This is a genomic window from Microcoleus sp. B4-D4, assembly GCF_036705185.1.
Lineage (GTDB): Bacteria > Cyanobacteriota > Cyanobacteriia > Cyanobacteriales > Microcoleaceae > Microcoleus.
The window spans coordinates 165,097-182,633 of record NZ_JAUBTX010000005.1; the positions used below are offsets into that span (position 1 = coordinate 165,097).

Consider the following 17,537-nt stretch of genomic DNA (forward strand, 5'->3'; position numbering starts at 1 on the left):
TTAGCTGCGCCGCTATATCAGTACGATTTTCGGGTGCGGCGGAGGCGGCTGGCGAGAAAATTAGCCGAAATGACCGACATGGAAATGACTATACTGGAAGCCCAGAAATGGGGCCGTCGCCAAACTGGTTTGTTGAGGCGATCGGAAATTCAAATCCTGGGATTTCTACTTTTAATCGGCACTGCGATCGGCGGCAGTGTTTTTTTTGTTGCCAATTTGCCGCGAAATTTGCCGTTTTCGCAGTCAGCAAGTGATGTCAGGAAATCGCCGCCGCTGGCTATGAAAACGGGCGATCCTTACATTCGAGCTTTGATGCGAACTATTTCTGCTAGCGAGTCAAATGTTTCTCGGCCTTATCACGTTGTTTACGGCGGCAAATATGTATTGGATTTGAGCCGTCATCCTGACTGGTGCGTGAGAATTGTTAACGGCCCGAATCGAGGTAAGTGTACTACGGCGGCGGGCAGATATCAATTTTTGACTACGACTTGGAAGGAGAAGGCGAAGCGCTATCACGCCCGTCGCGCTAATTTTTTATTCTGGGAAGATTACAGTTTTGAACCGGAATATCAGGATGCTGTGGTTTATGCTTGGTTGAGCGATCGCAAGTTTTGGAAAGCTGATATTTCACAGATGTTGCGGCAGGACAGATTAACTGATGTTTTTCGGATGCTTTCGGGAACTTGGACGAGTTTGGGGTATGGAATTGAGAACAATTCTATGAGTTCGAGTTTGCCGAAAGTTTACAAAAAAATGCTGCGGGAAGAATTGGAAAATGCTGATTCTTAGGTTACATTGACTGATTCATGATTTTTTTAACTTCGGTAAAAATGCGGTCAGACATTTGTATAATTCTAATCCCGGCCCAGCTTGTAGTGGATAAAGCCGATCGAAATTAATCGGGTTTCCCGGTGCTAATTTCCACTCGATTTTCTGTGCTGTTTTCGGCGAAATATCGATCGCTACCGTGATGTTCATAATGCTGTTGTGCTGCGGGATTCCCCGAAAACAGTAGCTTTTTCCGGTGCGTTTGTCGGAGTCGCTACCGGTGATGTATTTATCTCGTTTGCGAAATTGGATTTCTCGAAAAGGTCGATCGATCGCAAATGAGTCTCGGTAGCGATAGTCTCCATCGGGCAATTTTTGGATGTCGGGCCTGATTTGAGCTATAACGGTTGCTGCACTGAGAGTTAGCATCATTTATCTGAGTTTTTTTGCAAAATCAGCGATTTGGGTTCCTGGTGTCTGTGGCGCTGCGGGCGATCGGCTGAAACAAGCGCAGCCTGTAACAAATTAATAAGAGTTGTTATGCAGTTTAACTTGATCCCTGCCTATCGTGAATAATTATTTCACGGTTTCATCTCTATTACAAATTTGCGTAACAATAGAAATATTGAGCAAGCCATGAGAAATCTCACGGGCGCATATCTAGAGATTAATTGAGGATGCTGCTATGTTGGGCCTGACGCGAAAAACCAAAAATTTAGGGCGGGTTGAAACAGGAAATTTGGAACAGGGAGGCTGTATCGCCTCTGGCTGTCAAAGTATCAGCTATGCGCGATCGCGAGTTTACAAAGATGAGGCTTTGGTATCTGCTGCGCTGGCGGGACTGCCGGCTCTTTTGGCATCCTTGGAAAGCTTTCGCGAGTAGAGTTTGATCACTTTGATTGTTAAAAATCTGGAGTTGGCTGAGTTAAACTATTGCCACACTCCGGCAAAAATATTCTTGACTGCGATCGCAATTCGACTTAAATCTTCTTTCAGCAGCGGGGGCCAAGAAACTCCTTTGCCGAGTCCGGCTTCAAATTGCTGCAAACTTTCTACTGAGAGTAAATGCAGTGCCGAGATTAATTGCCGATCGAGCATGGGAGATTCTTGCAGGCCCTCAAACAATATTTTTAAAGCTAATAAAATCGATGTCACCTGTCCGGGTACCGGTGGCTGACCTTGTTTGAGGCGCATCAGGAAGGCATCGGGATTTTTTTTAGTTTCGAGGGCGCTTCCTTGGTCGATCAGAAAACTGCGGGCTGTTTTGTAATCCATTGGATGTGCGATCGATCTCCTGCAATTAATTAGCTGGCATTATATCATCTTTTGTCGCGCTCAACTGGGTAATATAGCAGACAGAAGAAAAAAAGCAACTCGTTAAGCGCGTATTGTCATCTACGGTACAGCTAATTGTAACAACGCATTTTCATTGGCTGCACAGCTTTCGGAAGGTGCGCCGCAGCGTACCCTACAGCTACGGTTGGTAGTTATGAATAAGTTTTATAGAACGGAAAAATAAAACAATGGCAAAACGGCAGAGAAATAGTAGAAAATCAAAGATTTATCGCTACTTATGGCTGCTTTGTTTGTGTCTGAGCTTCCTGTTAGTTCCGCTCCTCCCCGAAATAGCTGCCGAAACGCCATTTCCCCCGCCCGCTCCTCTTGCAAATAATGCTAATTTGGGAGCCAGAATTCAAAGGACAATGAAGTTACTTGCTGCCAGCACTCCCACAGAACGCCGCCAAGTACGCATCCTATTTTACGGTCAATCTATCACTCAGCAAGATTGGTGGAAAGATGTCGCAAAGGATTTGAAACAGCGATTTCCCTACGCTGATTTGATTATTGAAAATCGGGCAATCGGAGGATTTGCCGCGCCGATTTTAATCCGTCCCAGCGAACACGATTTGTATCCTTTTTATCCAGATTTGCTAATTTTTCACGTCTACGGAGGTGATGAGGATTACGAAGCGATAATTGCCAATGTCCGCAGCCGCACCGCTAGCGAAATACTCTTGCATTCAGACCATATAAATTGGTTGCCCGCAGGTAACAGTAGCGATAATCCAGATGAAGTCAAAGGATATGAATGGCACAATACTCATTCTACAAAATGGCTGCCAGAATTGGCAGATAAATATGGCTGCGAAATCGCGGAAATTCGCGAACCTTGGCGCAGGTATTTGCAAGACAATCGCTTGCAACCAAAACAGCTATTGAGCGACGATATTCACCTCAACGAGTGGGGAAATTTTCTGCTAGCTGCTTTGATCAAACCGCACCTGCAATATAACCCAAGTTCTCCTCAAACGCCGCCGGAGTTAGTCAAAACCTATACAGTTGGTACTGATGTTAAATGGCAAGATGGCAAGTTGGTTTTAGAGTTTGAAGGAAATCGGATAGATGCGATCGCCGATAAAACCTTCAACGGCGGCGCGATTTCTGCTAAAATTGCGATCGACGGCAAAAAACCCTCAGAATTTCCCGAACTTTACACCATCACCAGACCCAGCGCTAGTCTGGGCGTCGCTTGGCCCGCAATTCTCCAAATATCCAGTCAAAAACCGCTAATCGTCGAAGATTGGAAAGCAGTAATTACCGAAATTAACAGCGACTCCAGCAAGTTTAAATTTGACGTCATAGGTTCCAAAACAGGTTACGACGGCAGCGGTACAAACGACAAAATGTTCGTTTCAAAATCTAGCCGCATCGCCATTGAACCGAAAAACTGGTGGCTGCAAAATGCCTACGAATACTCGAAAAAGCCTACACCAAAAGGCTTTGAGATTACGTGGCAAGTTAAGCCGATGTTTGTAGATTCATACATTCCGCCACAAATTGCAGATTCCAACCGCGAATATCCTACAACATTAGCTCAGAATTTAAGCAACTCCAAACACATCCTTGAAATCATTCCTGAAACAGAAGGCACAGTTCCCATTCAAGCAATTCGAGTCTATCGCCCTCCTTATATTCCTGATATTCCTGCGCCATGAAGAAGGACTAAGGAATGAAAATTTAATAACTTAAGCGATTGCTCGTTACCAGGCTCTGCCTGGTAATGCAGAGCCGGAGGCTCTGCCTCCTTTTACCTGCTAACTTACAGGAGAGAGGACTGTAGGAGGTGTTTAAGTTATTAAGTTTTCGATCCTAAAGTCCTTACTGCAAACTTAATTTCTGTAGTTATTTCTTCAACCCACGCACCATCCGGGTTTTGTTTCTATAGTCCTGGTTTCAACCGCCGAGTCTTATACCAACAATTACCCGCTTCTCGTGATTCCCAACTCGTGAAACATCAACAGCGATAAAAAGAAATCCGCCACAAAAATAAACACCCAAGAAGTCACCACCGCAGCCGTTGCAGCTTGACCTACCCCTTTCCCACCACCCGCCGTTGTCAACCCCCAACCGCAACCGACAAGGGCAATAATCAACCCAAAAATAAAACTCTTAATCGCCACAGTTACTAAATCCCAAGGCCCCAAAAAAGTCCGCACCGATTCCAAAAATACCGACGGTTCCAACTCGTAAAAAAAAGCCGCCACAAACAGCCCGCCCAAAATCCCCACCGCTACCGCAAAAATTGTTAAAACCGGCAGCATTATGCAGCAAGCTATCACTCTCGGCACTACTAAATAATCAACTGGATTTGTTCTCAACATATACAGGGCATCTATTTGTTCCGTCACCTGCATTTCTCCAATCTCCGCAGCAAAAGCCGAACCTACTTGTCCCGCCACCACGCCCGCCGTTAAAACCGGTGCTAATTCCCGGCAAAATGCCACAGCAAAAGCACCTCCCACTGCCCCAATCGCCCCAAACCGAATCAATTCTCTGGCCGATTGAACGGTAAAAATCATGCCCGCAAAAAAGGCTATTAGCAGCACTGAACGCAAAGAATCCAGGCCTACTGTTACTAAATGTTCCATGATTTTGCGGCGGTCAATTTTGCATTGGAGTATCCGCAGCAGCACTTGACCGCCCAGGAACAAAGTCACTAAAAACCGCTGAAACCACCTGTTATTGAAGGTTTCATCTAAATGTCGATCGCGCTTTTCTTGGTATTTTTTAACCAATTATATCAATTCCGGTTGCACCGTCAGGTGACTGTTGACTGTTGACTGTTGACTGGCGGGTCGAAAAACTGAATAGTTGAGTGTTAACTGTTGACTCAATTTTATTATTCCGATGCAACCAGAAACGATATTATTGACAGCTCGCGATTAATTACAAACAGGGCAAAGCATTGCTAAATAGAGACTTACCCAATTCTACAGCAATTACTGCGCGATTTGTCAACATATTTTTAGTCTGCCAGCCTTGCCGTTGGTAGGTTATACCATTTTAAATTTTAGATTGAGACTGATTGGTTTTGTGGTCATCCTCAGTTTTTCCCACTTGTCAAATCTCAAGTCTCAAATCCAAAATCTAAAATTTGATGTCTACTCGGCAAGCAACAAGTCGATAAACTTATCCAACTCTTCGTCATGCTTTTCGGCTTGATCCTTACCAATTCTCACCAAATCCAATATCCTCTCTTCCGAAGCATCATCAATCCGCAGCGGTGGTTCGTGGTTCAAATCGGGAGTAATTCTCAAATATTGATTTGGTCTTTCAATCGCATCATAAATTTGGAACAATTGATAATTTACAGTTTCAGCAACTCCCGTCATCATGATATTAATCAAAGGCTCAACCCACTCAATTTGACCCCAATTTTTCACTTCTTCGTAGGGATATTTTTTCTGAGCTTCTCCCGTCCCCAAAGATAAAATGACCATATCTTTTGCTGTCGGGCCTCTCTCTGGGCGATCGTCGGAAAATGTGAATTTATTTCTCACTTCCGCATAGGCGCAAAGTGCCGGATTGTTTGCGAATACTCCCCCGTCAATTAAAGCGTAGCATTCGTTTGTCAAAGAGTAAATTTTGGGAATTTCAAAGTAAGTGGGAGCGGCCGATGTCGCTCTGGCAACATCTCTGATAAAATAGTCAGCTTCGGGATGTTCTTTCGCATCCATTTGGTTGAAAAAATTAGCTTTTCTTCTTTCCACGTCGTAACTGGAAATTAAACAAGGTTTCAGCAGTTGGCTGAGTTGGCAATCACTAAAGTTTTTCCGAAAGAATTCTTCTAACGGAGGGCTGGGATATTTCTCATCTATCAAACCGTCTATAGAGCGAAATTTTTGCCAAAATGAACTTTTAAAAACGTCGCGGCCGCTGTTGATAGAAAAATTAACAGCGTCTAGTGCAGACCACCGAGGTCTGCTGGGATTTTTGGGATCGGGAAATAAATAGATGCAAGTTAAAATTCCTCCCGCACTCGTGCCGGCGATTAAATCGAAATAGTCAGCTATTCTCGCATCTGGGTTGCCGCTTTTCTGTTGCAGCTTTGACTCGATGCTAACTGCAACTTGCGCCGGGATAATTCCTCTGATTCCGCCTCCGTCTATGGATAAAACTCTGTTATATTTAGACATGATTGTTGTTTCCTTTTTTGGATATTTGCTTGTTGGCTACACTTTTGAAATCAAAAGTGTTTGATACGATACTTAGCGGTAAGGTACACCCGAAACACCCTAGATATATTAGATTTTACGTTTAGGAATTTCCTAAATTCATATCTAATATTTCAAATCTAAATTTAATTGGCGGGCTGCGATCGTGTATCGAAAAATGTACTCTACAATTTCTACGTAATTGTAGGCGGCGGCTGGGGAGTCTGCCCAGACTGTGATGCCGTGATCGCGAATTAATAAAGCTGGTACAGATGGTGCACAAATGGCAAAGTATTCGCAGATTTCCTTGGCTATCTTAGGCACTTCCAAATAATTTGCAAATAGGGGTATCGCCACTTGGGGGTTTTCCTCCCACACGCCCAAACCTTTGAGCATTTCGATCGCGGGTAAAGGCACTGCATCGCCTTCGGTTAGCCGAGAAACTAAATTTGCTTCGATGGAGTGGACGTGATAGCAAGCTTTAGCGTCTGGAAAACAATTGTAAACGGCTAAATGAATGCTGGTTTCGGCGGAAGGGCGGCTGTCGGCAACAGGTTGCTCCACGATCGCTCCGTCGGAACTCATTCTGATAAAATCTACTTCAGTCAACTGCCCTTTCGCACGACCACTCGCAGTAATCCAAAAACTACCATCTGGTAAGCGGGCCGAAAGATTGCCAGCAGTCCCCACCATCCAACCGCGATCGTAAAAATGTTTGGCTGCTGCAATTAAATCCGGTCTCAAATCGCCACTCATTCTTTGCAAATCCTCAGTTTTTTGTCCAGCTTTTACATTAATCAGAATTGCGCTAGTCTATTTAAATGTATGGTGCACAATGTGCACCTTACCAATACACATACCGCAGAGTGAGGTACGAAGAAAGTAATTCACAATTCCCTTCTACGAACAGGAAACACCAATGCCCTATGACCTGTTTGGCCAATGCCCAAGAGAATCTAATTCACCTGAGAAAGGCTATAGTTTCAATTCCATTTCTGGGACAAATTTTCCAACACGTCAAAAAAATTATCCCATTTAGTATAAGGCTTTTGCTGTTCGTCTAGATACTCGGCAAGCCGATCGCGCGCAAACACAGACGAAGCCTGCAAAGCCATATTAAAATCCGTCAGCGAATCTCCAATTGCCACCTGTTCCTTTGCAGGGTGACGGCGCATTACCCGCACCTTAGACACCAATTCTGCATCTCCTTCAAACTCAGAATTGACTTGCAAGCGAGGGCCGCTAGAGTCCAGATCCACGGCGTAAATAGCGATCGCCCGGTGTGCCAAATCACCCATAACCGCCTCTACCATAATCCGCAAACCACCGGAAACGATCGCAAAAGGCACCTGTTTCTCGTCCAAAAAATCCAGCAATTCCACCAATCCCGGCCGCATCAGTTGTCCCCTAGAAAATTCCACAATTTCCCCGTAACGTTCCGAAGAAATAGACTCTAGTAACTGCCGCACACCCGATCGCAAACTCAGCCTTCTTGCGTACATTTCCGGCATTAGTTGAGACGATAATTCCGGTGCAAAATGCTTCAGCATTGCCACAAAAGTTTCTTCAACAGTTATCGTGCCGTCAAAATCGCAGAATACCACCCGTTGCTGATTGTTCGGAATTGGAGAATTTTGCTTGTCATCAGTCATTGTCAGTCGCACCTTTGGAGAACGGGAAAAGTTTACACAATTCATCGTACACCGAAGGAGTCATTGGCCCGCGCAGGGCGGAGCGAAGCGGAGGGATTGGCCAAATAGGGCGAAGCGGAGGGATTGGGCGGAGCGAAGCGGAGGGATTGGGCATTAGTCATTAGTCATTAGTCATTAGTCATTAGTCATTAGTCATTAGTCATTGGTTACTTGCTACGAATTCCCAATTTCCACTTCTCAATTCCCAATAACAAATAACAAATAACAAATAACAACTAACAGCTAACAGTCAACAGTCAACAGTCAACAGTCATCAGTCATTGGTCATCAGGAAGAAGGCTCGCTTCGGCTTCCTTCGGCTACACTCTACCAGTTGTTCTTCGGGTAAAAAGAGACAATAATAGAAATGGAAGAAGGAAGAAACAAGAGAGAAGAAAGCCTTGAATTTTCGTCGCAAAATAACGCTTTAGTTTAGAACCAAAGCATAAGCAATCGACAGCATCGGCGTGCAATGCGAGAACAAATTACCCGCCGTCTGGTGCGGTTGATATAATAGCTAAACGCTGTTTCTGACACTGGCCCGGAAGATTTTATCAAGAATCTTCGAGGTCGTCTTCGATATCATCTTCGATATCATCTTCGATATCGTCTTCTAGAGAATCTTCGATATCGTCTTCGAGGAATGCTTCTACATCCTGCTTTTGATTTTTACTTTTTTGAGGATTAGCCTTAGTCGGCAAACAAATTAAGTTGTCATCCTCAGTATTAATCAAACCTTTCGATCGCAACTTGCCCATCAGTCGCGTCACAGTAACCCGCGTCGAGCCGATAGCGCTGCCAATTTGAGCGTGAGTCAACACCCAAGGCAGCCTGTAGCCCCGAACCACATCCGGTTCTGCCTCACTTACGTAAGGTTCGCCGAACTCTTCGATCAGCAAAGTGAGAAAACCCAGCAGTCGGTCGATCGTCCGGCGCTGTCCCAAAGTGCTCAGCCAGAGGAGTTTCCGCTGGTGCTGGTAGCGAAACGCATCCAAAATTTCCCGGCGAAAGTGAGGCCAATTATCCAAATCGTGCCAATACATCCAAACTACGTGAGTTTGATCGGCGTGAGCGAAAGCTTGGAGGGTAAACGGAGACTGAGCAACCAGTTCAAAAGGTTGACCCGCGCCGACGAAGCCCAAAAAAGCTTCTTCTGTAGTTTTGCGAGCGGATTTTAGCCCCGGCTTCGCCCCGACGCTAACTTGAGCGCTACCTACGAGCCGCACAGCACCTTTCTGGACTAAATAAAGCAGTCCGGGTCTGGCGGGAATCTTTTCGTCTTTGCTAAAAGTCCGGCAGCGGTAGTGTTCCTGGGCCCAGTCGATAATTCGCTGCCAAGTGATAAAAGGTCGATCGATCGTCTCTAGATGTGTGGAAGTTGATTGCATAAGTGAGGCTCTGGGATATATTTAATTAGTTAGAAAAACAGCTTCTGCCAGCATTCTGATACAAAGTGAGACAACCAACCCCCGATCGAACTTGCACGCTTCTTAACAGTGCTGATTATTTTCAGTTTTACCTAAAATTCAATGTAGCAAAAAATACATGAAAATGGTAGAGTTCAGCAAAGAGTTTCACGTAAATTATTGTTATGTAGCCTAAAAATCGCTCAAACGCCGATTAATTGGATGTAGCCGGTCAGGGCGAGCCGATCAGGGCGAGCCGATCGCTCATCTGTAATATCAGCAGTTTAACGTACAACAACAGCGCCAGCGGTAACACTCAGAGAGTAATTTTTACCTAATGATGGGCGATATGGATACACCAAATATGGAGCAGTGCCCCGAAGTTACAGTGAAGTGTTTTTTGCTCTTAAGGTTGCAGGGCGCGATCGCCCACCAGGAGACACTGGCACAAATTCCGTTAAATCGGGGTAAAGATAGCGCCGGGGTGCTGTACGTCTCTGCGATCGCCCTGAAATTGGCTAAAACTCGGCAACAGACACCGCAGGCGATCGCCGCCGAGTTGGTCGAAACTCTCAAACCGCTGTGCGAGCCAGATTTTGCCGTTAAAGTCGCAGCGGCGGGCATAATTGAGCTGGAGCTGACTGATGCAGGTTTAGCCCTCTGGTTGCAGCGTTTAGCTCAAAATTCCCTCCCAGATCCCGAATCTCGCATATTATCTCCTGTTGTGTCAGGCGATCGACTGTTTCCCATTCAATACAGCCACGCCCGCTGCTGTTCCCTGCTGCTAATGGCCCACCGCGATCGCCTAATTTCGATCGCACAGCCCGATGTCCGTACAGCACCGCAAATTTGGTCGCTGGCGGCCCCAAATCCCATACCCTGGCTCAACAGCAGCCAACAACTGCGGTTAGTACATCCGGGCGATCGTACTTTAATTTCGCAACTAATCACAGCCCTAGACAATTTATCTCCAGTTTTTGGGAATAATTGCACCCAACAAAAACCAGTCAATTATCTCAAAACAGCTAATAATTTGAGCCAAGCATTTCAGACTTTTTACAGCCAATGTCGGATTTGGGGCGAAGTTAAAACAGAAACACCAAAACTCGCCCAAGCCAGACTGGGTTTAGTATTAGCAACTCAATCCTTGCTGCGGTTTATCCTAGAAGAATTATTGAGCGCCGTTGCTCCTTTAGAACTTTGATTGCAGTCACACAATGTTGTATCAGAATAATAACTAATACCAAATCCGAGCTTTCTAACTCTTGTATCTTCTGACTTTTCTATTTCCTCTTCTCTTCGTGTTCTAGCGGTGATATCGTTTCCGCTTGCATCGGAATGATTTAACCGCAGAGTACACAGAGTACACAGAGTCCGAGAATATATATCTGAATCATTCCGATGCTACCGGATTTGATATGACGCGCGGCTTCGCCTAAAGCGTCTTCGCGGTGCCATCATAAAGGGGTATGTTACCTAGATTTAGTATTAGTTGTCAGTTGTCAGTTGCTAGTTGCTAGTTGTTATAGCAAATCCGGGTTTTGTATCCCCTTTACGAACCAGTGGCCTCCGGCCGACATCGTTTGTATAGACGCGGTTTCAACCGCCGAATCATCTAATTGTTATAGCAAATCCGGGTGTTTAATCTCCTTTACGCACCAGTTATCTCCGGCCGACATCGTTTGACTTTCTGGCGGTTTCAACCGCCGAATCATCTACTCTTTTTCAATTTTGGCGATCGGCAGCCTTACCGTAAACGTACTCCCGACACCCTCTTCACTGCTCAACACAATTTCGCCACCTTGCAAATCCACGCATTTTTTAACAATGCTCAGCCCCAGTCCAGTACCAGGAATTATACCCACATTTGTCGCGCGGTAAAACGAATCAAACAGCCGTTCTTGGTCTGCCAAAGGTATGCCAATTCCGGCATCTTGTACCGAAAAGATTACCTCAACCTCAGTAACTTTTAATTCAAAAACTACTTGAGTATTTGGAGGAGAATATTTAATAGCATTTGATAGCAAATTGCTGAGAATGCACCGCAGCAAACTTTCCTCCAAACAAGCCATCGCCGATTGACTGTGATTCACAAAAACCAGCGTCACCGGCTCAGTTTGTGGCTTCAATTTCAGGCTGTTCTGAAATTCCGCTACCAACTCATCACAAAACTTTGTTAAGTCTAGCGGTAGCAAGCAAAACGCAATTTTTCCCGACTCAGAGCGGTCGAGGAGCAAAACGTCATCTAATAACCGATCGATGCTTTTTGCTGCTGCTTGAGTTTTGTCTAGCATTTCTTGTGTTTTCTCATCTGTTAATGTCGATTTGTATTTAGTAAGAACTTGCGTAGTGCCGAGGATGAAGTTCAAAGGATTGCGAACGTCGTGAGCAATCATGTGCAGCAAAGATGTTTTCATCTCGTTGAGTTCTTGGGCTGTTTGCAGAGTGCGGTCGAGTTGGTCGTGAGACAATTTGAGAGTTAAAGACAACTGGCGCGATCGCAGCAAAATTTCCACCCGCGCTTGCAATTCTATTTTCTCGACCGGAGCAATAATTAAATCATCAATAGTTTGCCAAATAAATTGCGTTGCCATCTTTACATCCGAGCGAGATGTAATCAAAAGAAAAGGCAAACATAGGGGGTGTTCTGCCTGTTTTTTGGCAGCTACCCATTGCCAGTGGCTTTTCAGAGCCTGACCGTCAATTACCCCCAAATCGAAAGATTGATTTAACCCTAAAAAATCGTCAATATTTTCTTGTGAGTTTGGCAGCAATATTTCATAGTAAACTGCCAGCCATTCTAATAACAAGCGGCGATTTTCTTTTTGTTCTACAAGCAATAAAATTCGACTCACGCAGATTCTCCTAGCAAGCTGTGAACAACGGATAGCAAATCTCTAACGATCAAAGGTTTTACCAATATACTCCGAGCACCGCGGGAGAAGCTTTCGTGCCCAATGGCCGCGCTTTGTTTGGGCGAAAGTATCAGAAAAGGGATTTCGTGATTTCGCAATTGTTCGCAGCATTCCCAAATCTGGCTATCGAAACCAGAAATATCTACTAAAGCCATCCCGATTTTAGCAGGCTGACCGATCGCTCGCGCCACATCTTCCAAGCTAGAAGCCGCCAGCATCTGGTATCCTTCTTTGTTAAGAAATTGTGCTAAAAGCTGCAAGTTTCGCTGATTGCGGTCAACTGCTAAAATTATTGAATTGCCAGTCATCTGTCAGCTTCCTCGGAATAAGGCTGATGCCGTAGGAGATTTTATATTTAAGTTAGCGTCTGGGTACTTCAGGAAAAATCCCTCTCAATCAACAAGGCCGTCTGTCAACTTAATGCCTAAATTTTCGACCGCCAAACAGCCGATTGAGATCGACCCAGAAACCTTTTAACCCCGATTCAATCTTCATCCACTTCCCCCTCAACCCACACCGGCGCAGAGCTCAAAATGCCGCGCAGCCCCCGTATCGGCTTGCTGACTTTGATGCCGTAGCGAGTAATATCGAGTTCTCGCAGAGTTTTCTCGAAATTGCTGACTCGTTTTTTAATTACTCCGATCGCCTTGCGGATTTCTGTTCTATTATGCAGTTGGCGTTCCAGATAGCGGATAAACAGAATATTATCAGCCAAATAGCTAATCCCAATCTCAGTCATCCGAAAATCTCCACCAATCTCTTCTACCTCATTAATCAAGATCACGGTAACTCCCATATTCTTGAGATACTTGCACAAAGCGTGCAAATTGTTCACCAAATTTTGCCCCTGCATCGAAAGTTGATAGCCAGAAACACTGTCAATCATCACAATCCGCGTCTTTTCCTGCTCCACTTCTCGGCGTACCATGCAGGCAAACTGATCCGGCGAGTAGAGCAAAGGTTCCACGGGTATCACCGAAAGACTTCCCTGCGCCATCATCGCCCCAACCGGGATGTTAACGGATTCGCAGCGGTGCAGCAGAGTCGAAATTGACTCCTCAAAAATGTAAACTACCGATCGCTCCCCCCTTCCCGCCGCCTCCTTCATAAACTGAATTCCCACCGTCGTTTTACCCGCACCGCTAGGCCCAGTAATCACCGTCACAGTCCCCCGTTCCAGCCCCCCGTGCAACAGTTCGTCAATTTCAGGAACCCCAGCAGAAATCGGTTCAGCCACAAAATCCTGTTGATAGTTGTCCGGCAGCAATCGCGGAAATACCTCCATACCAGTCTGAGTCAGGCGCAGCGAATGGCGGCCGTTGCGGAAGTTGGAACCGCGCAGCTTAGTGACAGACAGAGTGCGCCCTTCTGTCAGCAGTTCCAAATAAATTACTCCGTCGCTGATGAATTGCAAATCGTCGTCGGGAGCACTTGACGTGCCTTCTGAGGTGAACACCACCGTCGCCCCCCCTTCCACCAAAAACCGCAGAAAAGACAAAACTTGCTTGCGAAACTGAAACTCATCCGCAGCTAAATAGCGAAATTGAGTAATCGCATCCAAAAATACCCGAGTAGGCTTGACAGCTTGGACTCGTTCGATAATCTTTTGTGTAGTGGGTTCTCGCTCTACCTCCGACGGGGAGAAAATGTCGTAGGTTTGAACTTCTGTAAAAAATTCCGAGGAGGGACTCAAATCGAGGAAAGCCATCGCTTCGATATCAAAACCGAGAGTTTCGGCATTGGCGCGCAATTGCGCTTCCGGTTCTCCTAAAGTAATAAACAGGGGCTTTTCACCCACAGCAATACCTGCAGTCAAAAAGTGAAAGCCCAGCGTAGTTTTGCCGGTGCCAGGGCCGCCCCGCACCAGATAAGAGCGCTGAGCAATCAGCCCGCCGTCAATCACTTCGTTGAGACCGGTAATTCCTACAGAAAGTCGTTTTTGAGGCATTTGTTGGTTCATGTTTTGAATATCGAGCCCGTATTAATATTTAATGGTTTTAGGCAGTGTTGTAATTATTTTTTTACCGGGCGTCTGATAACCTTGATGAAATCTTTCTCTACCGAAAATTACGTTACCACACAAAAATTAGAAAATATTGTTGGCACTGCTGCCATCTGTCTGCAGCAAGACATAGAGGCGGTTTGGCAAAATCGGGTAGAAAAAGCAATTGCCCCCGGTACTTCAATAGACTGCACTGTTTACCCGCATACTCAGGCAGAACTCGCGGCCGTGATTGCTTGTGCTCGGCAAAATCGCTGGGCCGTCTTGCCGGCAGGGAGTGGCAGCAAACTCGATTGGGGGGGTTTGGTTAAATTAGATCCGGATCCCCCCCAGCCTAGGGCGGGCCAGGGGGCACCGCCCCTACCAAGGGGGGAGCAAGATGTTGTCAAAGTCCCCCTTTTTAAGGGGGATTTAGGGGGATCTCCTGATGCAGGGGGGATAGCGGCTGTCAGCACAGCGCGCCTGAATCGCCTTGTAGAACACGCTGTGGGCGATTTAACGGTGACTGCGGAAGCGGGGATGAAGTTTGCGGATTTGCAGGAAATTTTAGCTGCAGCAGGTCAATTTTTGCCGATCGATCCAGCATATCCGCAGCAGGCAACTCTGGGCGGAATTGTCGCTACTGCTAGTGCAGGTTCTCTGCGGCACCGCTATCGGGGCGTGCGCGATTTGCTGTTGGGAATCACCTTTGTGCGATCGGACGGTAAAATTGCTGTAGCTGGCGGTCGAGTCGTTAAAAATGTCGCCGGTTACGACTTGATGAAACTGTTTACCGGTGCTTACGGCACCTTGGGAATCATTTCTCAAGTAACTTTCCGAGTTTATCCATTGCCTGAATCATCGGGAACTGTAATATTGACTGGGGAAACTAATGCTTTAGCTGAAGCTGCTCAAATCTTATTATCCTCTGCCTTGACTCCAACAGCCGTTGATTTGCTGTCGCCGCAGTTAGTAGAAAAACAGAGTTTGGGTAAAGGTTCGGGATTAATCGTAAGGTTTCAAAGTATCGCCGAAAGCGTCAAACAACAATCAGCCCGCTTGCGGTCAGTTGGCGAAAAGTTGGGATTGCAAGGTACTAGCTGCGGCGGTAATGATGAGGATCAATTATGGCAAAGATTGCCAGAAACAATGTGGGATTCTGCCAATAATTCAGCAATTATTTGTAAAATAGGCATCAGACCGTCGGAAGCAGTCAAGGCAATTAATGAGTTGCCGGTACAGGACGCTTTGATTCATGCCGGTAGCGGTTTGGGGGTTTTGCGGTTTGAGACGGCGACTGCTGAAACGCTGTTGCAGGTACGCAGGGGGTGCGAAGCTAATGGCGGTTTTTTGACTGTTTTGGCAGCGCCGACCAATATCAAGCAAGGGTTAGATGTTTGGGGCTATACTGGAAGTGCGATCGATTTAATGAGCCGCATCAAACAAGAGTTTGACCCGGAAAATATTTTTAGTCCAAATCGCTTTCTATTAAAAGGTTCGTAGTGAGGACAACCGTCCTTTTTGAATCTATTTCTAAGTCTTTTGTGAACCTGATTTTTTTTTAACGAACCGCGAAGGCGCAAAGAGCGCAAAGGAAGAAAGGAGAAGAAAATAAGAGAAGAGTTTGTGTTTAATTGACTGATGTAGACTTCCTATCTAGAAACTTATCTAAAAGTTAGATTTTTCTTGATTTAGCAAACCCATTATATTACTTCTTCCTTCTTCCCTCTTCCGACGGACTTACATCCGTTACATCCGTTACATCCGTTACATCCCGTACATTGCTCGTTGCCGAACTTCCTTCTTCCTTCAAATATGCAAACTTCAGAAACATCTCAAATTCCCAGCGACGATTTAAGGCCAGCCAAAGACAGCAATTTTTTAGCCCAAAATCCTCACTTAGAAACCCTCGAAATTCCCGGTTTCGACGCTAACAATCCGCCCGATCCGAAATTAATTGATACTTGCGTCCACTGCGGCTTTTGTTTGTCAACTTGTCCGAGTTATCGCGTACTCGGCAAAGAAATGGATTCGCCCAGAGGCCGCATTTATTTAATGGATGCAATTAACGAAGGCGATGCACCTTTAAACGAAGCAACTTCGCAGCATTTTGATACTTGTTTGGGCTGTTTGGCCTGCGTGACAACTTGTCCTTCTGGGGTTCAATACGATAAGCTAATTTCTGCAACTCGCCACCAAGTTACTAGAAATCAAGAACGCACTTTTTCTGACAATGTAATTCGTACTCTGATTTTTAATCTCTTTCCCTATCCTCACAGGTTGCGGCTTTTGCTTGTACCGCTGTTTGTTTATCAAAAATTAGGACTGCCAAAACTAATTCGCCAAACAGGTTTGCTGAAAAAAGTATTTCCTCGCTTGGCGGCGATGGAATCTATTTTGCCGAAGGTAACAGTTGATTCTTTTCGGGATAATTTACCCGAAGTTATTCCCGCACAAGGGGAGAAACGCTATCGAGTTGGCGTGATTTTAGGCTGCGTGCAGAGGTTGTTGTTCTCGCCGGTTAATGAGGCTACGGTGCGTGTTTTGACGGCTAACGGTTGCGAGGTTGTGATTCCGAAAAGTCAGGGATGTTGTGCTGCTTTGCCGGAACATCAAGGACAAGCCGAACAGGCGAAATCTTTGGCGCGACAAATGATTGACAGTTTTGAAAATACTAATGTTGATTTTGTAATTATTAACGCTGCTGGGTGCGGTCACACTTTGAAAGAATACGGCCACATTTTAGCAGATGATGCGGAATATCGGGAGAAAGCTGAGAATTTTGCGGCCAATGTTAAGGACGTGCAGGAGTTTTTGGCAAGTGCGGGCATTACGGCGAAACTCAATCCTTTGATTGAGGGAGATTTGACAATTGTTTATCAGGATGCTTGTCATTTGTTGCACGGACAAAAGATTAGTTTGCAGCCGCGCCAGTTGTTGCAACAAATTCCTGGTGTGAAGCTAAAAGAACCTGTGGATGCGGCTTTGTGCTGTGGTAGCGCGGGGGTTTACAATATGTTGCAGCCGGAAATTGCTGATGAGTTGGGTGTGCAGAAGGTGGAGAATTTGCTGAATACTGGGGCGGAGTTGATTGCTTCTTCTAATCCTGGTTGTTCTATGCAAATTAAGAAGCATTTGGAGTTGCAGGGTAAGGCTGTTACTTTGATGCACCCGATCGAGCTTTTGGATTATTCTATTCGTGGGGTGAAGTTGCAGAGGCGTTAGTTGGCTGGGGCGGGCGGTGTCTGCCCTGTTTTTGATGTTGAATGAGATTTTTTTTG

The 17,537-nt window shown here is 45.7% G+C and carries 17 protein-coding genes; 6 read left to right on the forward strand and 11 right to left on the reverse strand.

Annotated features, from left to right (window positions below; genetic code table 11):
* Positions 1–78 precede the first annotated feature (78 nt).
* On the forward strand, positions 79–789 hold the full coding sequence (locus QUB13_RS30395; protein ID WP_442922139.1) for a glycoside hydrolase family 24 protein: 711 nt from the start codon (positions 79–81) through the stop codon (positions 787–789).
* 15 nt (positions 790–804) lie between these two features.
* Here QUB13_RS30395 and QUB13_RS06700 read toward each other — a convergent pair whose 3' ends face one another.
* Entirely contained in the window at positions 805–1,200 is a 396-nt protein-coding gene (locus QUB13_RS06700; RefSeq protein WP_333379791.1) for a hypothetical protein, read from the reverse strand.
* Positions 1,201–1,453: 253 nt separating this feature from the next.
* On the opposite strand from QUB13_RS06700, the gene QUB13_RS06705 reads away from it, so the two are divergent.
* Positions 1,454–1,651: a hypothetical protein gene (locus QUB13_RS06705; RefSeq protein ID WP_333379792.1), complete on the forward strand. Its 198-nt coding sequence runs from the start codon at positions 1,454–1,456 to the stop codon at positions 1,649–1,651.
* A 47-nt stretch (positions 1,652–1,698) separates the two neighbouring features.
* On the opposite strand, the gene QUB13_RS06710 is transcribed toward QUB13_RS06705, so the two are convergent.
* A complete protein-coding gene (locus QUB13_RS06710; RefSeq protein ID WP_333090667.1) occupies positions 1,699–2,043 on the reverse strand; it encodes a Dethiobiotin synthetase in 345 nt (114 codons plus the stop codon).
* 248 nt (positions 2,044–2,291) lie between these two features.
* On the opposite strand from QUB13_RS06710, the gene QUB13_RS06715 reads away from it, so the two are divergent.
* Positions 2,292–3,764 carry an SGNH/GDSL hydrolase family protein gene (locus tag QUB13_RS06715; protein WP_333379793.1) on the forward strand — a complete coding sequence of 491 codons (1,473 nt, stop codon included), beginning with the start codon at positions 2,292–2,294 and terminating at the stop codon, positions 3,762–3,764.
* Between the two features lie 264 nt (positions 3,765–4,028).
* Here the strand turns inward: QUB13_RS06715 and QUB13_RS06720 are convergent, their stop codons facing one another.
* The 5 genes from QUB13_RS06720 to QUB13_RS06740 form a co-directional block, all read right to left on the reverse strand.
* Positions 4,029–4,844 carry an MlaE family lipid ABC transporter permease subunit gene (locus QUB13_RS06720; RefSeq protein ID WP_333379794.1) on the reverse strand — a complete coding sequence of 272 codons (816 nt, stop codon included), beginning with the start codon at positions 4,842–4,844 and terminating at the stop codon, positions 4,029–4,031.
* A gap of 366 nt (positions 4,845–5,210) precedes the next feature.
* Positions 5,211–6,245 (reverse strand): patatin-like phospholipase family protein, encoded by a 1,035-nt coding sequence (locus tag QUB13_RS06725; protein ID WP_333379795.1) that lies wholly within the window; start codon positions 6,243–6,245, stop codon positions 5,211–5,213.
* A gap of 144 nt (positions 6,246–6,389) precedes the next feature.
* Positions 6,390–7,019 (reverse strand): methylthioribulose 1-phosphate dehydratase, encoded by a 630-nt coding sequence (gene mtnB / locus QUB13_RS06730; protein ID WP_333379796.1) that lies wholly within the window; start codon positions 7,017–7,019, stop codon positions 6,390–6,392.
* A gap of 227 nt (positions 7,020–7,246) precedes the next feature.
* The gene (locus QUB13_RS06735) at positions 7,247–7,915 is read right to left on the reverse strand and encodes an HAD-IB family phosphatase (protein ID WP_333379797.1); all 669 of its coding nucleotides are present in this window, start codon (positions 7,913–7,915) and stop codon (positions 7,247–7,249) included.
* Positions 7,916–8,508: 593 nt separating this feature from the next.
* Positions 8,509–9,342, reverse strand: coding sequence for a Crp/Fnr family transcriptional regulator (locus tag QUB13_RS06740; RefSeq protein WP_442922138.1), 834 nt, complete (start codon positions 9,340–9,342; stop codon positions 8,509–8,511).
* 367 nt (positions 9,343–9,709) lie between these two features.
* Between QUB13_RS06740 and QUB13_RS06745 the strand changes: the two genes are divergently transcribed.
* Positions 9,710–10,564 carry a DALR anticodon-binding domain-containing protein gene (locus tag QUB13_RS06745; RefSeq protein ID WP_333379798.1) on the forward strand — a complete coding sequence of 285 codons (855 nt, stop codon included), beginning with the start codon at positions 9,710–9,712 and terminating at the stop codon, positions 10,562–10,564.
* Positions 10,565–11,075: 511 nt separating this feature from the next.
* On the opposite strand, the gene QUB13_RS06750 is transcribed toward QUB13_RS06745, so the two are convergent.
* The 3 genes from QUB13_RS06750 to QUB13_RS06760 form a co-directional block, all read right to left on the reverse strand.
* Positions 11,076–12,215 (reverse strand): ATP-binding response regulator, encoded by a 1,140-nt coding sequence (locus QUB13_RS06750; RefSeq protein WP_333114947.1) that lies wholly within the window; start codon positions 12,213–12,215, stop codon positions 11,076–11,078.
* Positions 12,212–12,583, reverse strand: a complete 372-nt coding sequence (locus QUB13_RS06755; protein WP_333114949.1) for a response regulator — start codon at positions 12,581–12,583, stop codon at positions 12,212–12,214. The genes QUB13_RS06750 and QUB13_RS06755 overlap by 4 nt, the downstream gene beginning before the upstream one ends.
* Positions 12,584–12,759: 176 nt before the next feature.
* Entirely contained in the window at positions 12,760–14,235 is a 1,476-nt protein-coding gene (locus tag QUB13_RS06760) for an ATPase domain-containing protein (protein WP_333379799.1), read from the reverse strand.
* Between the two features lie 84 nt (positions 14,236–14,319).
* Between QUB13_RS06760 and QUB13_RS06765 the strand changes: the two genes are divergently transcribed.
* The gene (locus QUB13_RS06765; protein ID WP_333379800.1) at positions 14,320–15,759 is read left to right on the forward strand and encodes an FAD-binding oxidoreductase; all 1,440 of its coding nucleotides are present in this window, start codon (positions 14,320–14,322) and stop codon (positions 15,757–15,759) included.
* Between the two features lie 205 nt (positions 15,760–15,964).
* Here QUB13_RS06765 and QUB13_RS06770 read toward each other — a convergent pair whose 3' ends face one another.
* Entirely contained in the window at positions 15,965–16,090 is a 126-nt protein-coding gene (locus tag QUB13_RS06770) for a hypothetical protein (protein ID WP_255515858.1), read from the reverse strand.
* Between QUB13_RS06770 and QUB13_RS06775 the strand changes: the two genes are divergently transcribed.
* Positions 16,072–17,481 carry a (Fe-S)-binding protein gene (locus QUB13_RS06775; protein WP_333379801.1) on the forward strand — a complete coding sequence of 470 codons (1,410 nt, stop codon included), beginning with the start codon at positions 16,072–16,074 and terminating at the stop codon, positions 17,479–17,481. The two genes, QUB13_RS06770 and QUB13_RS06775, sit on opposite strands and share 19 nt — an antisense overlap.
* The last annotated feature ends 56 nt before the right edge of the window (positions 17,482–17,537 follow it).